This is a genomic window from Microbacterium sp. FW305-3-2-15-F-LB2 (genome assembly GCF_058787255.1).
The window spans coordinates 860,274-878,008 of sequence record NZ_JBYSZO010000001.1; the positions used below are offsets into that span (position 1 = coordinate 860,274).

The following is a 17,735-nucleotide window of genomic DNA, read 5'->3' on the forward strand; positions in this document are numbered from 1 at the left end:
CGCCGTCGATGAAGGGATGCCTCAGCTGATGATCAGCAGCTGGTGGCCCGCCGACACCGTGGCACCGGGGCTGGCGTCGATACCGCCGATCGTGCCGTCCTTGTGGGCCTGGATGGGCTGCTCCATCTTCATGGCCTCGAGCACGACGACGAGATCGCCCTTGACGACCTGTTGACCTTCCTCGACCGGTACCTTGACGACGGTGGCCTGCATCGGCGACTTCACCGCGTCGCCGGTGGCCCCGGCGGTGGGCGCCGCGGAGTGCGACCGGCGCGAGGGCGGAGCGGCCGCGGGGCGCCCGGTCTTCGCGGCGGGAGCGGAGATGCGGTCGGGGAGGCTGACTTCCAGACGCTTGCCGCCGACCTCGACGACGACCGTGTGACGGCCGGGAGCCTCGCCGGGGGCCTCGAGCTCGCCGTCCCACGCCGGGATGTCGTTGACGAACTCGGTCTCGATCCAGCGGGTGTACACGCCGAACCGCCCGTCCTCGGCGGTGAAGGCGGGGTCGCGCACGACCTTGCGGTGGAAGGGGAGGACGGTCGGAAGACCGGCCACCTCGAACTCATCCAGCGCTCGGCGCGCGCGTTCGAGGGCTTCGACGCGGTCGCGGCCTGTGACGATGATCTTGGCCAGCAGCGAGTCGAAGGCGCCCGAGACGCTGTCGCCGGCGGTCACGCCCGAGTCGAGTCGCAGACCCGGCCCGCCGAAGGTCTTGAAGACGTGGATCGGGCCGGGCTGGGGAAGGAAGTTCCGGCCCGGGTCCTCGCCGTTGATGCGGAACTCGATGGAGTGGCCGACGGGGGCGGGGTCGTCGTATCCGAGCTCCTCGCCCTCCGCGATGCGGAACTGCTCGCGCACCAGGTCGAGTCCCGTGACCTCCTCGGAGACCGGGTGCTCGACCTGCAGGCGCGTGTTCACTTCGAGGAACGAGATCGTGCCGTCGGCCCCGATGAGGAACTCGCACGTCCCGGCGCCGACGTAGCCGACCTCGCGGAGGATCGCCTTGGATGCCGAGTAGAGGACGGAGATCTGCTCCTCGGTGAGGAACGGCGCCGGGGCTTCCTCGACGAGCTTCTGGTGCCGGCGCTGCAGCGAGCAGTCGCGCGTGGAGACGACGACGACGTTGCCCGCGGCATCCGCCAGGCACTGGGTCTCGACGTGCCGGGGCTTGTCGAGGTACTTCTCGACGAAGCACTCGCCGCGGCCGAAGGCGGCTACGGCCTCGCGCGTGGCGGATTCGAACATCTCGGCGACCTCGTCGAGTTCGCGCGCGACCTTCAAGCCGCGACCGCCGCCGCCGTACGCGGCTTTGATCGCGATGGGCAGACCGACCTGTTCCGCGAACGCGATGACCTCGTCGGCCCCGGCCACGGGGCCCGGGGTCCCGGGTGCGAGCGGTGCGCCGACCTTCTCGGCGACGTGACGCGCGGTGACCTTGTCACCGAGGGCCTCGATGGCCGCCGGCGACGGACCGATCCAGATCAGACCCGCATCGATGACGGCGCGCGCGAAGTCGGCGTTCTCCGCGAGGAAGCCGTACCCGGGGTGAACGGCGTCGGCGCCGGAGCGGCGGGCGATGGAGAGGATCTTCTCGATGGAGAGGTAGGTGTCGGCGCTGGTGGCGCCGTCGAGCGCGTAGGCCTCGTCGGCGAGGCGGGCGTGCATCGCGTCTCGGTCCTGGTCGGCGTAGACGGCGACGGAGGCCTTGCCCGAATCGCGTGCGGCGCGGATGACACGGACGGCGATCTCGCCGCGGTTGGCGACGAGAACCTTGGCGATCTTCGGCATCCTCCCAGCCTAGCGACGGGCCGCCCGGGTCTTTTGACCCACCTCCACAAGAAACGCCGAAAAACGTGTGGGAATGTCTACGAACGGTTCCAGAGGGCGGTCCACGAGCCGCCGAGCTCGCGAACGAGCCCGCGGATGGTGGACAGTGACATGCCCACGACGGTCGACGGGTCGCCCTCCACACGCTCGATGAAGGCACCGCCGAGACTGTCGACGGTGAACGCCCCCGCCACGTGCAGGGGTTCGCCGCTGGCGACGTACGCCGCGATCTCGTGGTCGTCGATGTCCGCCGCGAAGCTGACCGAGGCCTCCGCGACGGCGAACGCCTCCTTCGGCTCAGCACCGGGGACGAGTCGGAAGACGCTGTGCCCGGAGTGCAGCACACCCGTGCGCCCGCGCATGTCGCGCCAGCGGGCGGTCGCCGCTTCCTGCGTGTAGGGCTTGCCGAGGATCTCGTCGCCGAGCGCGAACATCGAGTCGCCGCCGATGACGAACCCGTCGAACGACGGGTCGTCGGCGCGCAGCCGCATTGCGACGTCGGCGGCCTTGCGTCGCGCGAGCAGCAGCACGTGCTCGGGGGCGGGGAGGGTACGGGCCTCGGCGGCCTCGACCGCGGCGATCACCGCTTCCTCGTCGACGTGCGGGGCGAGAGCCTCGGGTTCGATTCCGGCCTGCCGCAGCAGCATGAGACGAGCGGGGGAGGTGGATGCCAGGCACACGCGCATGCGCCCACGCTACCGACGACGGGACCCCGGGGTGTCGCCGTGTGACAGGCTCAGGGGATGCAGAACGGCGACCTCATCGATCTCGACATCACCGGAGTCGCCCACGGTGGCATCTTCGTCGGGCGCTACGACGGCCGCGTCGTCTTCGTTCCGGACACTCTGCCGGGCGAGCGGGTGCGCGTGCGGCTGACCGACACTCGGAAGAAGGCCTTCTGGCGCGCGGAGGCCCTCGAGGTGCTCGAGCCCGCCCCGGAGCGGCGGCCGCACGTGTGGGCCTCGGCGGCGATCGATCGATCCCCCGAAGAACGCGTGGGCGGGGCGGAATTCGGCCACATCGAGCTCGGCCACCAGCGCGCCCTCAAGGAGCGGGTCCTCCGAGAGTCGCTCGAGCGGGTCGGACGGCTCGAACTGCCCGTCGCGGTGAGCCCCGCCGGCGCCGACGAGACGAGCGACGGCACGGGATGGCGGACCCGCGTGAGCCTGCACGTCGACGAGCACGGAAGAGTCGGTGCCTTCGCTCCGCGAACGCACCGGATCGTGGAGACCCCTGACCTGCCCCTCGCCACGGCCGCGCTCGCCCGGGTCGCCGCCGATCTTCGCGGCGCTGCGCCCGGCCGCATCGACCTCGTTCAGCCCGCCGACGGGCGTGTCCGTGTGATTCCGCGGCCCGACGGCGCGCGCACCGCCCCGGCGGGAGAGGTCGTGGAGGAGCGCGTCGGCGACCGTGTCTTCCGTGTCGATGCGGGTGGGTTCTGGCAGGTGCACCGGCTTGCGGCCGATGCCCTGACCGAGGTGGTTGCCGATCGCATCCGCGCCTCCGCCGGAGATCTCGACCCGGATGCCACTCACCTCGACCTCTACGGAGGGGTGGGACTGTTCGCGGCCACATTGGCTGGGCTCGGCGGTCCCTCGACTCGCGTCGTGAGCGTGGAGAGCGACGCACGAGCGACCGAACACGCGGGGGAGAACCTCGCCGAGTGGATCGGAGCCCGGGCGGAGACGGCGCGGGTCGACCGATACGTCGGACGGCTGCGGGCCGAGGCTTCCGAACGCGAGCGGGAACGCCTGTCTCGCGGTGTCGTCGTGCTCGACCCTCCGCGAGCGGGCGCGGGTCGCGAGGTCGTCGACGGGATCGCCGCCCTGGGCCCGCGTGCGGTGGTCTACGTCGCCTGCGATCCGGTCGCGCTGGCGCGCGACCTCGCGACCTTCGCCGCACACGGGTATCGCGCCGATGGCGGGGTCCGCGGGCTCGATCTCTTCCCGAACTCTCATCACGTCGAAGCCGTGGTCGCGTTGAGGAGATGACCCGCCGATCGGCGGGTGTGCACTCCCGGCCGGGAGGGGGTCGCGCGGATACGATATGGGGATGACGCGCGTCGCCCTCATCGATGACCATGAATCGGTCCGGCTCGGCCTCGAGGCGGCGCTCGCTCAGACCGAGTCCTTCCACGTGGTCTCCTCCGGCGCGAACGTGGCCGCCTACCTCGATTGGCGTCGTACGGCGGGCGAGGCCCCGGCGGACGTCGTCGTCCTCGACCTGACTCTCGGTGACGGGACGACGGTGTCCGAGAACGTCGACCGGGTGGTCCGTGACGGCTCGAGCGTCATCATCCACAGTGTCGCCGACCGTCCGGCCGCGGTGCGCGAGGCGCTCGCCGCCGGTGCGGCGGGCATCGTGAGCAAGTCGTCTCCCACGCACGAGGTCCTCGCCGCGATCGACACCGTCGCCCGCGGCGAACTCCTCGACAACGTCGAGTGGGCCAGCGCCGTCGAGGGCGACCGTGATTTCGCCGATGCGCAGTTGTCCGCGCGCGAGCGCGAAGTGCTTCGGCTGTACGCGGCGGGTCTTCCGTTGAAGGCTGTCGCGGAGCGTCTGGGCGTGGCGTATTCCACGGCGAAGGAGAACATCACGCGTGTCCGCGTGAAGTACGTGGAGGTGGGCCGGCCCGCCCCCACGAAGGTCGATCTGCTGCGGCGGGCGATGGAGGACGGCATCCTTCACGAGACGCCCGAGACGCCCCGAGATGCCTGACGTCGACCGATCCGTTCTCGACGAGGCCTGGGGTCGCATTCCCCACACTCGCGAGACCAGCGATGACCCCGGTTCCTTCACGCAGAAGCGCATCGAACGCGTCATCACACTGTTGGTAGGCCCCGCGTGTCTGGTCCTCGGCGTGCAGGCGTTCGTGGCCGCTTTCGGGCCGAGCGACGAGGCGGAGGGGTGGCACCTGCCGCTGGTCGTCGGGGTGTTCGTGCCGCTGGTGGCGATGGTCGTGGCGTGCGGCGTCGGCCGGTTCGCGCGCCTGTTCTCCGGTGTTTTCGCTGTCCTGTTCATGGTCGCTCTGGCCCTCTGGCCCCTCGCCACGTCCGGCGGGCAGGCGCCCTCGCCGACCGAGAACCCCTGGATCTTCTACCTCATCAACGTCGCCACGGTGGCAACCGTGGTCGCGTTCCCGCTCTCGCTCCAGGTGGCGTGGACGGTCGCCGCGCCGCTTCTGTTCGGAGTGGTCCGACTGCTGCAAGCCGGCGGCCGTCCCGAATTCCTGCTTCCCGTTGCGCTCGACGTCTCCTTCGCGTTGCTGCTGGGCAGCGTCCTGGTGACACTGACGTGGATGTACCGGTCGATCGCGGCCAATGTCGATGAGACCCGGGCACGCGCCGTCGCCAGCTATGCGTCGGCGGCGGCGACCGCGGCGACCGAACACGAACGTGTCGCCGTGGCCGCGCTCATGCACGACAGCGTCCTCGGGGCGTTGCTCGCCGCCGAGCGCGCGAGCACCCCGCGTGAGCGGACGCTCGCGGTCAGCATGGCGCGCGAGGCCCTCACCCGGCTCGCCAACGCAGAGAAGGATGCCCTCGAAGGCAGCGACGAGCCGATGGACGCCACTGCTCTCGCCGACGACATCGAGACCTCGGCGCGTGATTTCGGTGTGGAGCTCGTCGTGACGCGGCGGGTGCAGGAGGGCGCGCCGCGGGTTCCGGGTCGCGTCGCACGCGCATTGGTGTTGGCGGCGATGCAGGCCGTCGCGAACGCGGTGCAGCATGCGGACGCGCAGGCGCTCTCGGTCGAGGTGAGCGGCTCTGCCGAGCCCGGTGGCGTCACGATCCGAGTGCGCGACGCCGGTCGCGGGTTCGACGTGAACGCGATCCCCGCCGACCGGCTCGGCATCCGTGGCTCGATCATCGCTCGCGTGACCGCCGTCGGGGGTCGCTCGACGGTGGATTCCTCTCCCGCCGGCACGACGGTGACGCTCGAGTGGGAGAGCGGGGACCGCTGGTGACGGTCCGCTCCATCCTCTCCGGCATCGCCCTGGCCTTCACGGCGTATCTGTCCGCGCGCAGCCTGCTGTGGACGCTGCCCGAGACCGTCGAGCGCGGGTGGCTCCTGATCGCCGCGCTCGTGATCTATCTCCCGATCACGTGGCTCTGGGTGCTTCTGCCGACGCGGCACCACGAGGCCGCAACCGGGGGTGCGAGCGCGGACACGCGCGCTGCCCCTCCGCGCTGGGCTCTCGCTCTCGCCGTGCTCGCCGCTGTGCTGGTGCCGAACGCGGCGTTCGCCGCGGTGAATGACGCCGGCCGGGCGCAACCGTTCGTCACGTGGGTCATCGGCGGGATCGGCGCGCTCATGACCGTGGTGATGGTTCGTCGACGTCCCGCCATCGCGTGGATCGGGACGGGCTTGTTGTCCCTCTCGGCCGCCGTGTGGCTCGGTCCGCTGTCGGCCCTGAGTCTCGGCCTCGTCGGTTCCCTCGTGTGGGTCGCTGCGGCGCAGTTGATCACGTTTGCGCTCGATCGTGTCGCCCGCGACGCCGAGCAGCTCTCGGAGCTGCAGCAGGCGGCGTCGGCGTGGCAGGCTTCGCAGAGCGGGCGTCAGCGCGAACGTCGCCTGCACGTGCAGCGCGCGCTGCACGTCGCCGGCCCCGTGCTGGGCCGCACGATCGAAACCGGGGGCAATCTGCGCCCGAGCGAGAAGAGCGCCGCACGTCTGGCCGAGCAGAGTCTCCGCGATGAGCTGCGCAGCCCACGCCTCCTCGACGACGGCGTCCGCGCCCAGATCGACGCGGCCCGCCGGCGCGGGACGATCGTGATGCTCTTCGACGAGGGCGGGCTCGAAGATCTCCCGGCGTCCGCTCTCAGCGACATCCGCACCGAGCTGGCTCGCGTCGTTCGCGACGCGGCGTCCGAACGCCTCATCATCCGCACGTCGCCGCATCACGAGGTCGCTGTGACCGTCGTGGGGCGCACCGCGACGGCCGGTGCCGGCGCCGACGAGGACGACGTCGACCTGTGGCGGGAGATTCGTCGCCCCTCGTGAGGCAAAACCAGAGTGCCCCCCGCGGCGCGAACGCCGCCGGGGGCACCATCGGGTATTTGCATCCGGGGAAGAGTGCGAAAGATGAGGGGTGAGGGGCGGCGATGTCGCCTGCCCCTCACCCATGCGAACGGCTACCCGAAAACCGTCCGCGTGGCCGGAACCGGCTCGATGGAGCGGTCCGACCGAACGCGTGATGCGTTCCAGCTCCACCAGTATTCGCGAACGATCTCGCGACGTCTGTAGGTATTTCGGGGGACAGTCAGCCGGTGAAGCTGTGCCAGCCGGCCAGGCGATTGAGGGGGCGGCGCAGTCCGCGCGCGGAGAGCTCCCATCGGGACCGCGGGGCGGCCTCGGGTGCCGTGGCGTCCGCGGTCTCGCGGGCATACGTTTCACCCACGACGACGATCGCCGCGGCGAGCTCTTCGGGGGTCGCTGTCCCGCGGATCACCCGCGCGACGGTCTCTGCCGAGGGGGCGGCGACGTCGCTCACAGCGGGATGTTCCCGTGCTTCTTGGCGGGCAGGCTCGCCCGCTTGTTGCGCAGGGCACGCAGAGCCTTGGCGATCGACACGCGCGTCTGCGCCGGCTCGATGATGCCGTCGAGCTCACCGCGTTCGGCGGCGAGGAACGGTGAGGCGACGTTGTAGGTGTACTCGTTCGCCAGTCGCGTGCGGACCGCCGCGACGTCCTCGCCCGCCTCCTCGGCGCGCTTGATCTCGCCGCGGTACAGGATGTTCACCGCTCCCTGACCACCCATGACGGCGATCTCGGCGGTGGGCCAGGCGAGGTTGATGTCGGCTCCGAGCTGCTTGGAACCCATGACGATGTAGGCGCCGCCGTAAGCCTTGCGGAGGATGACGGTGACCAGCGGAACGGTCGCTTCGGCGTAGGCGTAGAGAAGCTTCGCGCCGCGGCGGATGACCCCGGTCCACTCCTGGTCGGTGCCGGGCAGGTAGCCGGGGACGTCCACGAGCGTCACGATCGGAACGGAGAACGCATCGCAGAAGCGGACGAAGCGGCTGGCCTTCTCACCGGCGTCGATGTTCAGCGTTCCTGCCATCTGCGAGGGCTGGTTCGCGATGATGCCGACGGTGCGTCCCTCGATCCGGCCGAAGCCGATCACGATGTTGGGCGCGAACAGCGGCTGAACCTCGAGGAACTCCGCACCGTCGACGATCCCATCGATGACGGTGTGGATGTCGTACGGCTGGTTGGGGGAGTCCGGGATGACGCTGTTCAGAGCGCGATCGGCATCCGTCGTCTCGAACTCGAACGGCGTCTCGTAGAGCGGGAGCTCGGCGAGGTTGTTGTCGGGAAGGAAGCCGATGAGCGTGCGAGCGTAATCGAGGGCGTCGTCCTCGTCCTCGGCGAGGTAGTGCGCCACGCCCGAGCGGGTGTTGTGCGTGTGCGCACCGCCGAGCTCCTCCATGCCGACGTCCTCGCCGGTCACGGTCTTGATGACGTCCGGGCCGGTCACGAACATCTGGCTGGTCTTGTCGACCATGATCACGAAGTCGGTGAGGGCCGGCGAGTAGACGGCACCGCCGGCCGCGGGTCCCATGATGATCGAGATCTGCGGGATCACGCCGGAGGCGGCGGTGTTCAGACGGAAGATCTCGCCGTACTTGCCGAGCGCGACGACACCTTCTTGGATGCGCGCGCCGCCGGAGTCGAGCATGCCGATGATCGGGATGCCGCTGCGGAGAGCGAGCTCCATCACCTTGATGATCTTGTCGCCGGCGACCTCGCCGAGCGAACCGCCGAAGGTGGAGAAGTCCTGGGCGTATACCGCCACGGTGCGGCCGTGGATCGTGCCGGTGCCGGTGACGACGGAGTCGCCGTAGGGGCGGGACTTGTCCATGCCGAACGCCGTCGTGCGGTGACGCACGTACTCGTCGAGTTCAACGAAGGAGCCGGGATCGACCAGCATCTCAATGCGCTCGCGGGCGGTGAGCTTGCCCTTCGCGTGCTGCTTGGTGCGCGCGGCGGTCTCGGCGTCGACGACCGCCTCCTGGAACCTCGTGCGCAGGTCGGCGATCTTGCCGGCGGTCGTGAAGAGATCGGGCTGGTCGGTCACGCTTTCCACCCTAGCGACCGGTTCCCCGCCGATGTTGGAGGGTGCGCACAAGCGCCCGGGCGGGACGCTGTGGCATCCATCCATCCCGTGCCCGGAGTGGCGCGGCCGATCACGGCAAGTGGATGCCGAGCCCCCCGCGTCGTGCCTAGGGTGTGCACATGCCGATCCACGCTGCCGGGTACCCCCTCACCGCCGCGCTCAGCCCGCGCGTCCAGGTCGTCGAGACCACCGATTCCACGAACGCCGACGTCGTCGCCGCCGTCACATCCGACCCCGCGGGGTGGCCGCATCTGTCGTTGCTCGTGACGGACGACCAGCGCGCCGGGCGTGGACGTCTCGACCGCACGTGGACCGCCCCGGCGGGCACCGCGCTCGCGGTGTCGGTCGTCGTGGACGCCGGTCGCATCCCTCCGGAGATGCGCGGGTGGATCCCGCTGGCCGCCGGCGCGGCGATGACGCGTGCGGTCGGTGCACGTCTGGCCGGCCACGGGTCGAGCGCGCAGCTCAAGTGGCCCAACGACGTGCTCGTGGACGGCGGCAAGATCTGCGGCATCCTCGCCGAGGCCGTTCCGGGCACGCTGGACACGGTCGTCGTCGGGTCGGGCGTGAACACGCGCATGACCCGTGCGGATCTGCCGGTGTCGACGGCCACGTCGTTCGCCGCGATCGGCGTCGAGGTCGACGAGGACCGGCTGCTCGCGGACTACCTCGAGGCCTTCGCGGGATTCCTCGCCGCTCTCTCCGAGGGTGACATGGCGCGCGTGCACCGGGACATCGAGAAGGCGTGTTCGACGGTCGGACGCGAGGTGTCGGTGTCCCTCCCCGATGGGACGACCGTTCAGGGACGAGCCGATCGCCTCGATGCCGAGGGACGTCTGGTCGTGGAATCGGGCACGATCCAGACCGTGGTCGCCGCGGGAGACGTCGTCCACGTTCGCTGACCCGCGCCCTCCCCGCGTGTGCGGGCGGCGGCGGGGGCCCGGGCCCGCAGAATGGGTACGTGACCCAGCCGACCAGCTACGGAGGGCGCCCGCGCACGCCGGCGCCCGGCACGGCGGCGCCCGAGCGGCGCATCGCGCGCTTGCGAGGACACGGGCGTCGGCTGCTCTTGTCGGCGGTCGTTCTCATCGCGGCGTCGGGGGCGACCGCCTACTACTACGACAATCTCCCCGCACCGTTCGAGAACTGGATGCTCCTGAGCGCGGCCGGTGCGACCGTGCTGTTCCTCGTCGTCATTCCGTACTTCTCCTGGTTGTCGCGATCGTGGACGATCACGACGCGCCGGGTGATCGAGCGCTCGGGCTTCTTCGGGTCGAACAGTCGCGAGATCTCGCACGTCCGCGGATACGCGATCCAGATGCGTCGCGGCATCCTCCAGCGCTTGTGGGGGGCGGGGACCCTCACGCTCTCCAACGGAGCCGAGCCCCCGATGCGCTTGAAGAACGTCCCCCACGCGGCCCTGGTCCACGAGACGCTCGTCGACCAGGTCGAGGTCAACCAGATCCTCGCGCACCGCGACTCGCAGGCGCAGGGATCGGGTTCCGTCGAGCTCTGACCTCATCGCCCCGGTGTGCGCGTGCGCGCTGCGGCGTCCACAATGGACGGGACGGAAGGAGCGGCATGGCGCTGCGAGTCGGAGTGGTCGGTGGCGGACAACTGGCGCGGATGATGATCGCGCCCGCCGAGGAGCTCGGGATCGACATCCGCGTCCTCGCCGAAGCCGAGGGCATGTCGGCCGGCCTCGCCGCGACCGCCGTCGGTGACTACCGCGACGCCGACACCGTCCTCCGGTTCGCGAAGGACGTCGACGTCCTGACCTTCGATCACGAGCACGTGCCCCAGGACGTGCTGTCGGTGCTCGTCGGCGCCGGTGTTGCGGTGCACCCGGGTCCGACGCCGCTCGCCGTCGCCCAGGACAAGCTCGTCATGCGCTCTCGCATGGCGGAACTCGGGATGCCGCAGCCCGAGTGGGCCGCCGTCTCCGACGTCGCGGCGCTGCAGGACTTCCTCGATGCCCACGGCGGCCGCGCTGTCGTGAAGACCCCGCGGGGTGGCTATGACGGAAAGGGTGTGCGCGTGGTCTCGGCCGCCACGGAAGCGGACGACTGGTTCGCCGCGCTCGCCGAGGACGCCAACGGCGGCGCGCTGTTGGTGGAGGAGCTGGTCGACTTCACGCGCGAACTGGCTCAGCAGGTTGCGCGCCGCCCCTCCGGCGAGGTGCGGGCATACCCCCTGGTGGCCACCACTCAGCGAGACGGCGTGTGTGCCGAGGTGATCGCCCCGGCCCCCCGCGCGGGGGAGCGTCTCGAGCGCGCGGCGGCCGAGATCGGTGTCGCGGTCGCCGAGGGACTCGGCGTCACCGGAATGCTGGCGGTCGAGCTGTTCGAGACCTCCGACGACCGCATCCTCATCAACGAGCTCGCGATGCGTCCGCACAACAGCGGCCACTGGACGCAGGACGGCGCCGTCACGAGCCAGTTCGAGCAGCATCTCCGGGCGGTGCTCGACCTTCCTCTTGGATCCACGGATGCCATCGCTCCATGGACGGTCATGATCAACATCCTCGGGGGGCCGGCCGAAGGCGGGCTGACGGAGCGCTTCGCCCCCGCCATGGCGGCGCACCCGACGGCCAAGATCCACACGTACGGCAAGGATCCGCGACCGGGTCGCAAGGTCGGCCACGTCAACGTCTCGGGGGACGACCTGGACGACGTCGTGTACGAGGGTCGTGCAGCCGCGGCATTCTTCGACTGAGCGCGCCGTTCCGGGATCTTCCAGCCACCCGCCCTACCCTGGACCGGTGACCCGGCCGCTGCATTCCTCCGAAACGCCGCTGGTCGGCGTCGTCATGGGCTCCGACTCCGATTGGCGCGTGATGAGCGACGCCTCGCAGGTACTCACGGAGTTCGGCATCCCCCACGAGGTGGAGGTCGTCTCGGCGCACCGCACACCCGACAAGCTGATCCGCTACGGCCGCGAGGCGCGGGCGCGCGGGCTCCGCGTCATCATCGCCGGGGCAGGCGGCGCCGCGCACCTGCCGGGGATGCTCGCGTCGGTCACGGCGCTGCCGGTCGTCGGCGTCCCCGTTCAGCTGGCGACGCTCGACGGACTCGACTCGTTGCTGAGCATCGTCCAGATGCCGGCCGGGATCCCGGTCGCGACCGTCTCGATCAACGGTGCGAAGAACGCCGGTCTGCTGGCGGCCCGCATCCTCGGCACCGTCGACGCCACGCTCGGCGACGGCGTCGAAGCGTACGCTGTCGACCTCGAGGGACAGGTCGAGGAGAAGAACCGCCGCCTGAAGGAGTCCCTGTGAGTGTGGCGGCTCCGCCACGCCCGCGGCCTCGGGAGTCGCTCACGGAGTCGCGCCCGATGCGGAACCCGGATACCTCTTCCCGCGAGGTCATGACCCGGCGTGGGTGGTGGCTCGTGGTGCTGAACCTTCTCGTGCCGGGATCGGCGCAGATCCTCGCGGGGAACCGTCGGCTCGGCCGCTTCGGTCTCGGCGCGACGCTCTTTCTCTGGGCCGCCGTCGTCCTGGCGGCGCTGGGTGCCCTGCTGTGGCCCAGCGGGCTCTTCGCCCTGGCCACCGGTTCGTTCATTCCGGACTTCCTCTCCTGGTTCCGCTGGGTTCCGCTCACCCTCGTGCAGATCGTGCTCGTGGCGTACGTGGTGCTGTGGGTCGTTCTCACGATCGACACGCTCCGAATCGTGCGGCTGGTGCGCACGGGCCCGATCGCGCGATGGGCCATCGCCGTGGTGTCGGTCGGCATGCTCGTGCTCACCGGTTCCGGGGCGGCGTGGGCCGCTCAGGCAGCCGGAACGACGAGGGACGCGTTCGCGCAGATCTTCGCCGAATCGGCTCCCGTCGTCCCGCCCTCCGACGGGTACTACAACATCCTCCTTCTGGGGGCGGATTCGGGTGAGGGCCGCGACTCGATGAGGTTCGACTCCATCTCGGTGGTGTCGGTCAACGCGTCGACGGGGGCCGTCACCATCACGGGGATTCCGCGTGACATGCCGAACTTCCCGTTCGCCCCCGGGCCGATGCAGGACGAGTATCCGAACGGCCACGAGGGCAAGTTCGGCGAGACCTGCGGCTGGGGCAGCGGCATCAATCAGCTCCGTACCGAGGTCGAGGTGTGTCAGGACGGCGACGCGCTGTACCCGGACGCGCGGGCCAACGGTTCCGAGCCGGGCATCGAGGCGACGAAGGATGCCGCCGAGGGCATTCTCGGCATCCAGATCCCGTACTACGTGCTCGTCGACATGAAGGGTTTCGCCGACCTCGTCGATGCTCTCGGCGGCGTCGACATCACGGTCGACGAGCGCCTTCCCAAGGGCGGGCCCGCGTACGACGGCCAGCCCGTCGACGACTGGGCGTTCGGCTGGATCGAGGCCGGTCCGCAGCACATGGACGGCGACACCGCGCAGTGGTACGCGCGTTCGCGCTACACCACGAGCGACTTCGACCGCATGCGCCGTCAACGTCAGCTGCAGGAAGCGATCCTCGCTCAGTCCACGCCGCAGAACGTGCTCCAGCACTTCCAGCAGGTCGCGGCCGCGGGGACCAACATCGTCGAGACCGACCTCCCCCAGGGCCTGATCGCCCCGACCCTGGTCGACCTGGCTCTGAAGGCGAAGGACCAGCCGGTCACGACGATCGAGCTCACCCCCGAAGGCGGCGTCGACGAGTTCGACCCCGATTACGCGCAGGTCCAGCAGATCGTGCGCGACAAGCTCCACCCCCCGACCGAAACGGAGAGCCCTGCGCCGTGACCGTCACCCTCCGCGTCGTCCTCGACCAACTCGTCGCACCGACCTCGCGAGATCTCGAAGAAGCCTCGGCCTCACTCACTCAGGCCCTGGTCGACACCGCTCCCCGCGGCTGCGACGTCGCAGCGATCACGCCCTCGCCGGGTCTGCCCGACGACGCGAGAATCACCGGGCTGTCGGCCGAGACCCGTCTGTCGATGCGGCGTCGCGAGCTCGCGGCGTCGTGGCAGCTGGGGGTCGCCCCCGGGATCGGCCGGGGCCTCATCCACTCGCCGACCCCGCTCGCGCCCCTCGTCCGCCATGACCGCGTGAACGAGACGCACCAGATCGTCGTGACCCTGTGGGACCTTCGCGCGTGGGAGACTCCGGACGAGTTGCCGCGCGCCGAGGTCCTCGCGTCGCGTGCGCTGCTTTCGAGGATCGGCAAACACGCCGACGCCGTCGTGGTGCCCTCGCACGCCATGGCCGAGCGGCTCGCCGAGATCGCCAAGGCCAAGCTCGTGGCGAAGGTGCGCGTGATCGGCGGTGCTCCCGCCACGGGCTTCCGGGTGCCCACGGATGCCGTCGGGCGTCTGCGCGCCCTCGACCTCCCGTCCTCCTTCCTCGCCGTCTCCGGCGGCGCGGCGACCTCGGACGGGCTGTCCGGGGCCTTCGCCGGGATCGCCGCCTCCGGGTGGGACGGCGACGTCGTGGTCCTGGACGTCCCCGAGGGGGAGGAGCCGGCCGTCGTCGACCTGGCCTCCGCCGCGGGGATCGCCGAAGCCCGCGTCCACGCGCGCGGGTCCCTCGATCAGTGGGACCGCGCGGCGGTGCTGTCCCATGCCCGGGTGTTCGTCGCCGGCAGCACCCGTACCGACTGGCCGTGGCGCGCCGTCGACGCGCTCGCTCTGGGTGTGCCGATCGTTGCGGCCGACACCGCCATCCATCGCGAAGTGCTCGCGGATGCCGCGCTGTACGCCTCCGGCGACGACTTCGGCTCCTCCGTCGCCGGCGCCCTGGGCGATGATGCGGATCGCCTGCGGGTCCTCGCCGGTGATCGGGCGAAGGGCTTCTCCTGGCAGGCGAGCGCCGACCGCGTGTGGGCGTTGCACGCCGAAATATAGATTCCCCTAGGCTGAGTCCCCGGCAACGCTGCCGGGTCAATATGGGGGATAAATGGGTGCTCAGAATATTCGCGCGCGCCGCGACTTTCATCGTGGTTTGTGTGCGGTCGTGACGGTTGCGACCGTCTTGACGGTTCTCGTCGCAGGGAGCGCGGCGCATGCCGCAACAGCGGAGGTAACGGCATCCGCGTCGGCTTCCTGCGACGGCAAGAATGGAAAGCTCGTCGTCTCCGTGACGAATGCTCCCGATGCAGCCCGGAACATCGAGGTGGCCATCGACCGCGGCAATGACGGTTCGCCTGATTTCGGTGACGGGCCCCCGTTCCAGCCGGGCCAGACGATCGTGTTCGACTACGGCACGCAGCCCGACGGCTGGTACGGGGTGCGCGTCACGGCCGGAGACACGGTCGTTCTCGATCAGGCGGTTCAGGTCGTCTGTTCAGCGCCCGCACCGAAGTATTTCCGCACGGCCTACGACGGCACGATCTGGCGGATCACGGATTCCGAGATCCATGCGCTCACGTTCGACGAGTGGAAGTCCGCCGGCTTCCCCGCCTTTGCGCCGGCGCCGACCGACTACGTGAAGTACGCGTGGTCCTCCACGATCAGCGCGGTCACGTTCTTCGGGCAGACCCGCGATCGGTGGGTCTGGAAGCACGTCAGCTACGACGAGTGGAGTCGTGCCGGCCGCCCCTACCCGCGCAACGCCGGGTGGATCGAGGGGTCGACGTACTACCAATGGGCGACGTCGTCACAGATCTTCGTCCAAGACGTCGGGGGAGTCCGGCATGCCCTCACGTACGACGAATGGCGCGACTCCGGGTTCGAGCCGTTCGAACGCCGCGCCAATCAGGGATTCGTCAAGCTCACGTGGGACGACTCGATCGCATTCCTCACCGACGTCTCCCGCGGACAGGGTGGCCCCATCGGATTCGATCGCTGGAGTGGTGAGGGGTATCCGCAGCCGACGGTCGCCGCCCGCTTCGCGGGCGACCAGGTCTGGCGAAACTACGGCTCGCCCGACATCTGGTACGCGGGGCCCACGACGTTCAAACGGATCAACGGCGCCGAGTGGGCGGCGATGGGCCGGCCTTCGCCGAACGTTCGGAATGTCCCGGCCAATCCGGGCGACATCAAGAACTGCTCCTCGTACGGATCCCAGGCCCAGGCGCAGGCGGATTTCCTGTACTACTACGAGGCGTACGGCGACGTCTTCCGCCTCGATGGGAACAACGACGGGGTCGCCTGCGAGTCGTACCCGTACTAAGCCACGTGAGGGGCGCTCGCTCGCGCGCCCCTCACCCGGCTGGCCCGCGCATCGTCGCCGGCCGACCGTGCACAAGTTCTACTGACGCATGAGGGCGACGGCATCCTTGCTGTCCCCGTCGAAGGCGACACCGCCGTCGCGGAGCAGGATGCCTCGTGCGCACAGGTCGGACACCATGTCGAGATCGTGAGAGACGACGACGAGCGTCTTGCCATCGGCGTGCAGCTCACGGATTCGGGCGATGCACTTCTGCTGGAACGGTTCATCGCCGACGGAGAGGATCTCGTCGATGAGCAGGATGTCGACCTGCGTGTGGATGGCGACGGAGAAGGCCAACCGCAGGAACATTCCCGACGAGTAATGCTTGACCTCGGTGTCGATGAACTGCTCGATCTCGCTGAACGCCACGATTTCGTCGTAGCGCTCTTCGGTCTCCCGCTTGCTCATCCCGAGGATCGCAGCATTCAAGTAGATGTTCTCGCGACCGGAGAGATCGGGATGGAATCCCGCGCCGACCTCGATCAGTCCCGCCACGCGACCGCGCGTGAGAACCTGCCCCTCGTCAGGGCGCAGGACGCCCGAGATCAGCTTGAGGAGAGTCGATTTTCCCGAGCCATTGAATCCGAGAAGTGCGACCGACTCCCCGGGACCGATGTCGAAACTCACGCCGTTCAGAGCGTGGAAATCCGTGGTCAATTGTTTGCGACGGACGGCCGCGAGGAAGGTCTCCTTGACGGAATGCGTGTGACGAAGCTTGAAGTCTTTGTGGACGTCGCGGACCCGGATGCGGGGGTCGGTCGCCTCAGAGGTCCTGAGCAAAACGCCCCTCCAACCGTCGGAAGACCAGCTGCCCCGCGAACAGGAGCAGAAGGGATGTCAGGGTTGCGATACCGGCGTACAACCACATGTTCGGAATCAGTTGACCACCCGCGGGTGACAGCGGATACCAGATGCCGTAGTGGAAAAGTTCGACGGAAACCGTGAGCGGGTTCAACCGGTAGGCGACGAACAGCCATTGAGGCACCTTGTCGGCCACCATCTCCCACTGGTACATCACGGGCGAGGCCCACACTGCGCACATCGTGATGATCTCGACGAAGCTCTGCGCGTCGCGGAAGGTGACGTTGACCGCTCCGAAGAGGAGGCCGAGGCCCGTCGCCAGGGACGCGATGATGAAGAGGGCGAGAAGCAGAGCGGCGATGTGGAGGATGGAGGGCACCCAGCCGAAGAACAGCGCGATCACGACCAGGACGGCGATTTGCGGGAGGATGTTGACCCCCGCGATCATCATGCTCGCCACGGGGAACATCTCGCGTGGCAGATAGATCTTCTTGATCAGGGCCGCATTGTCGACGAGCGATCGCGTCCCGTTCGTGAAGGCCTCGTTGAAGAAGGTGACGATCGTGATACCCGACAGCAGATAGAGCGGGAAGAACTCCACGCGGCCGTTCATCCCGAGGAACACGCCGATCGCAAGGTAGAAGACGGCGAACTGCACGAGCGGCTTGACGTACGACCACATCCACCCGAGGACGGACCCGCGATACCGGATCTGCACTTCCTTGCGGACGATCAGCGACAGCAGATAGCGGCGTCGGAACACATCGGCGAGACCGATGCCTCCGCCGGGGGCAATCAGGACGTCGTCGCTGGTGGCAGCGCTCATAGGCCTACTTTCGGGT

General features: G+C 69.3%; 17 protein-coding genes. 11 read left to right on the top strand and 6 right to left on the bottom strand.

Annotated features, from left to right (window positions below):
- Positions 1–21: 21 nt before the first annotated feature.
- Positions 22–1,788 carry an acetyl/propionyl/methylcrotonyl-CoA carboxylase subunit alpha gene (locus tag AC3WLZ_RS04150; RefSeq protein ID WP_492469174.1) on the bottom strand — a complete coding sequence of 589 codons (1,767 nt, stop codon included), beginning with the start codon at positions 1,786–1,788 and terminating at the stop codon, positions 22–24.
- Between the two features lie 77 nt (positions 1,789–1,865).
- Positions 1,866–2,513 (bottom strand): Maf family protein, encoded by a 648-nt coding sequence (locus AC3WLZ_RS04155; RefSeq protein WP_412923831.1) that lies wholly within the window; start codon positions 2,511–2,513, stop codon positions 1,866–1,868.
- 57 nt (positions 2,514–2,570) lie between these two features.
- Between AC3WLZ_RS04155 and AC3WLZ_RS04160 the strand changes: the two genes are divergently transcribed.
- The 4 genes from AC3WLZ_RS04160 (at position 2,571) to AC3WLZ_RS04175 (ending at position 6,831) form a co-directional block, all read left to right on the top strand.
- The gene (locus tag AC3WLZ_RS04160; RefSeq protein WP_412923832.1) at positions 2,571–3,818 is read left to right on the top strand and encodes a class I SAM-dependent RNA methyltransferase; all 1,248 of its coding nucleotides are present in this window, start codon (positions 2,571–2,573) and stop codon (positions 3,816–3,818) included.
- A 61-nt stretch (positions 3,819–3,879) separates the two neighbouring features.
- Entirely contained in the window at positions 3,880–4,545 is a 666-nt protein-coding gene (locus tag AC3WLZ_RS04165) for a response regulator transcription factor (RefSeq protein WP_412923833.1), read from the top strand.
- On the top strand, positions 4,538–5,794 hold the full coding sequence (locus AC3WLZ_RS04170; RefSeq protein ID WP_412923834.1) for a sensor histidine kinase: 1,257 nt from the start codon (positions 4,538–4,540) through the stop codon (positions 5,792–5,794). Before AC3WLZ_RS04165 ends, AC3WLZ_RS04170 begins: the two co-directional genes overlap by 8 nt.
- Entirely contained in the window at positions 5,791–6,831 is a 1,041-nt protein-coding gene (locus AC3WLZ_RS04175) for a hypothetical protein (protein ID WP_412923835.1), read from the top strand. Before AC3WLZ_RS04170 ends, AC3WLZ_RS04175 begins: the two co-directional genes overlap by 4 nt.
- A gap of 259 nt (positions 6,832–7,090) precedes the next feature.
- Here AC3WLZ_RS04175 and AC3WLZ_RS04180 read toward each other — a convergent pair whose 3' ends face one another.
- A complete protein-coding gene (locus AC3WLZ_RS04180) occupies positions 7,091–7,321 on the bottom strand; it encodes an acyl-CoA carboxylase subunit epsilon (protein ID WP_492469175.1) in 231 nt (76 codons plus the stop codon).
- A complete protein-coding gene (locus AC3WLZ_RS04185; RefSeq protein ID WP_412923837.1) occupies positions 7,318–8,907 on the bottom strand; it encodes an acyl-CoA carboxylase subunit beta in 1,590 nt (529 codons plus the stop codon). The genes AC3WLZ_RS04180 and AC3WLZ_RS04185 overlap by 4 nt, the downstream gene beginning before the upstream one ends.
- 158 nt (positions 8,908–9,065) lie before the next feature.
- On the opposite strand from AC3WLZ_RS04185, the gene AC3WLZ_RS04190 reads away from it, so the two are divergent.
- The 7 genes from AC3WLZ_RS04190 (at position 9,066) to AC3WLZ_RS04220 (ending at position 16,053) form a co-directional block, all read left to right on the top strand.
- A complete protein-coding gene (locus AC3WLZ_RS04190; protein ID WP_412923838.1) occupies positions 9,066–9,848 on the top strand; it encodes a biotin--[acetyl-CoA-carboxylase] ligase in 783 nt (260 codons plus the stop codon).
- Positions 9,849–9,907: 59 nt separating this feature from the next.
- Complete coding sequence (locus AC3WLZ_RS04195) at positions 9,908–10,462, top strand: PH domain-containing protein (protein ID WP_412923839.1); 555 nt, start codon at positions 9,908–9,910, stop codon at positions 10,460–10,462.
- Between the two features lie 65 nt (positions 10,463–10,527).
- On the top strand, positions 10,528–11,661 hold the full coding sequence (locus tag AC3WLZ_RS04200; protein WP_412923840.1) for a 5-(carboxyamino)imidazole ribonucleotide synthase: 1,134 nt from the start codon (positions 10,528–10,530) through the stop codon (positions 11,659–11,661).
- A 94-nt stretch (positions 11,662–11,755) separates the two neighbouring features.
- A complete protein-coding gene (gene purE, locus AC3WLZ_RS04205; RefSeq protein WP_492470940.1) occupies positions 11,756–12,223 on the top strand; it encodes a 5-(carboxyamino)imidazole ribonucleotide mutase in 468 nt (155 codons plus the stop codon).
- A complete protein-coding gene (locus tag AC3WLZ_RS04210) occupies positions 12,220–13,686 on the top strand; it encodes an LCP family protein (protein WP_492469176.1) in 1,467 nt (488 codons plus the stop codon). The genes purE and AC3WLZ_RS04210 overlap by 4 nt, the downstream gene beginning before the upstream one ends.
- Positions 13,683–14,786: a glycosyltransferase gene (locus tag AC3WLZ_RS04215; RefSeq protein WP_492469177.1), complete on the top strand. Its 1,104-nt coding sequence runs from the start codon at positions 13,683–13,685 to the stop codon at positions 14,784–14,786. Before AC3WLZ_RS04210 ends, AC3WLZ_RS04215 begins: the two co-directional genes overlap by 4 nt.
- A 109-nt stretch (positions 14,787–14,895) precedes the next feature.
- Positions 14,896–16,053: a hypothetical protein gene (locus AC3WLZ_RS04220; RefSeq protein ID WP_492469179.1), complete on the top strand. Its 1,158-nt coding sequence runs from the start codon at positions 14,896–14,898 to the stop codon at positions 16,051–16,053.
- A 78-nt stretch (positions 16,054–16,131) separates the two neighbouring features.
- Here AC3WLZ_RS04220 and AC3WLZ_RS04225 read toward each other — a convergent pair whose 3' ends face one another.
- Both AC3WLZ_RS04225 and AC3WLZ_RS04230 read right to left on the bottom strand, forming a co-directional pair.
- Positions 16,132–16,872 carry an ABC transporter ATP-binding protein gene (locus AC3WLZ_RS04225; protein WP_492469180.1) on the bottom strand — a complete coding sequence of 247 codons (741 nt, stop codon included), beginning with the start codon at positions 16,870–16,872 and terminating at the stop codon, positions 16,132–16,134.
- Entirely contained in the window at positions 16,856–17,719 is an 864-nt protein-coding gene (locus tag AC3WLZ_RS04230; protein ID WP_492469181.1) for an ABC transporter permease, read from the bottom strand. The genes AC3WLZ_RS04225 and AC3WLZ_RS04230 overlap by 17 nt, the downstream gene beginning before the upstream one ends.
- Between the last annotated feature and the right edge of the window lie 16 nt (positions 17,720–17,735).

Coding starts and splice junctions, on each gene's coding strand:
- AC3WLZ_RS04165 (WP_412923833.1), top strand. CDS start 3,880: ATGACGCGCGTCGCCCTCATCGATGACCATGAATCGGTCCGGCTCGGC.
- AC3WLZ_RS04160 (WP_412923832.1), top strand. CDS start 2,571: ATGCAGAACGGCGACCTCATCGATCTCGACATCACCGGAGTCGCCCAC.
- AC3WLZ_RS04170 (WP_412923834.1), top strand. CDS start 4,538: ATGCCTGACGTCGACCGATCCGTTCTCGACGAGGCCTGGGGTCGCATT.
- AC3WLZ_RS04150 (WP_492469174.1), bottom strand. CDS start 1,788: ATGCCGAAGATCGCCAAGGTTCTCGTCGCCAACCGCGGCGAGATCGCC.
- AC3WLZ_RS04155 (WP_412923831.1), bottom strand. CDS start 2,513: ATGCGCGTGTGCCTGGCATCCACCTCCCCCGCTCGTCTCATGCTGCTG.
- AC3WLZ_RS04230 (WP_492469181.1), bottom strand. CDS start 17,719: ATGAGCGCTGCCACCAGCGACGACGTCCTGATTGCCCCCGGCGGAGGC.
- AC3WLZ_RS04200 (WP_412923840.1), top strand. CDS start 10,528: ATGGCGCTGCGAGTCGGAGTGGTCGGTGGCGGACAACTGGCGCGGATG.
- AC3WLZ_RS04190 (WP_412923838.1), top strand. CDS start 9,066: ATGCCGATCCACGCTGCCGGGTACCCCCTCACCGCCGCGCTCAGCCCG.
- purE (WP_492470940.1), top strand. CDS start 11,756: ATGGGCTCCGACTCCGATTGGCGCGTGATGAGCGACGCCTCGCAGGTA.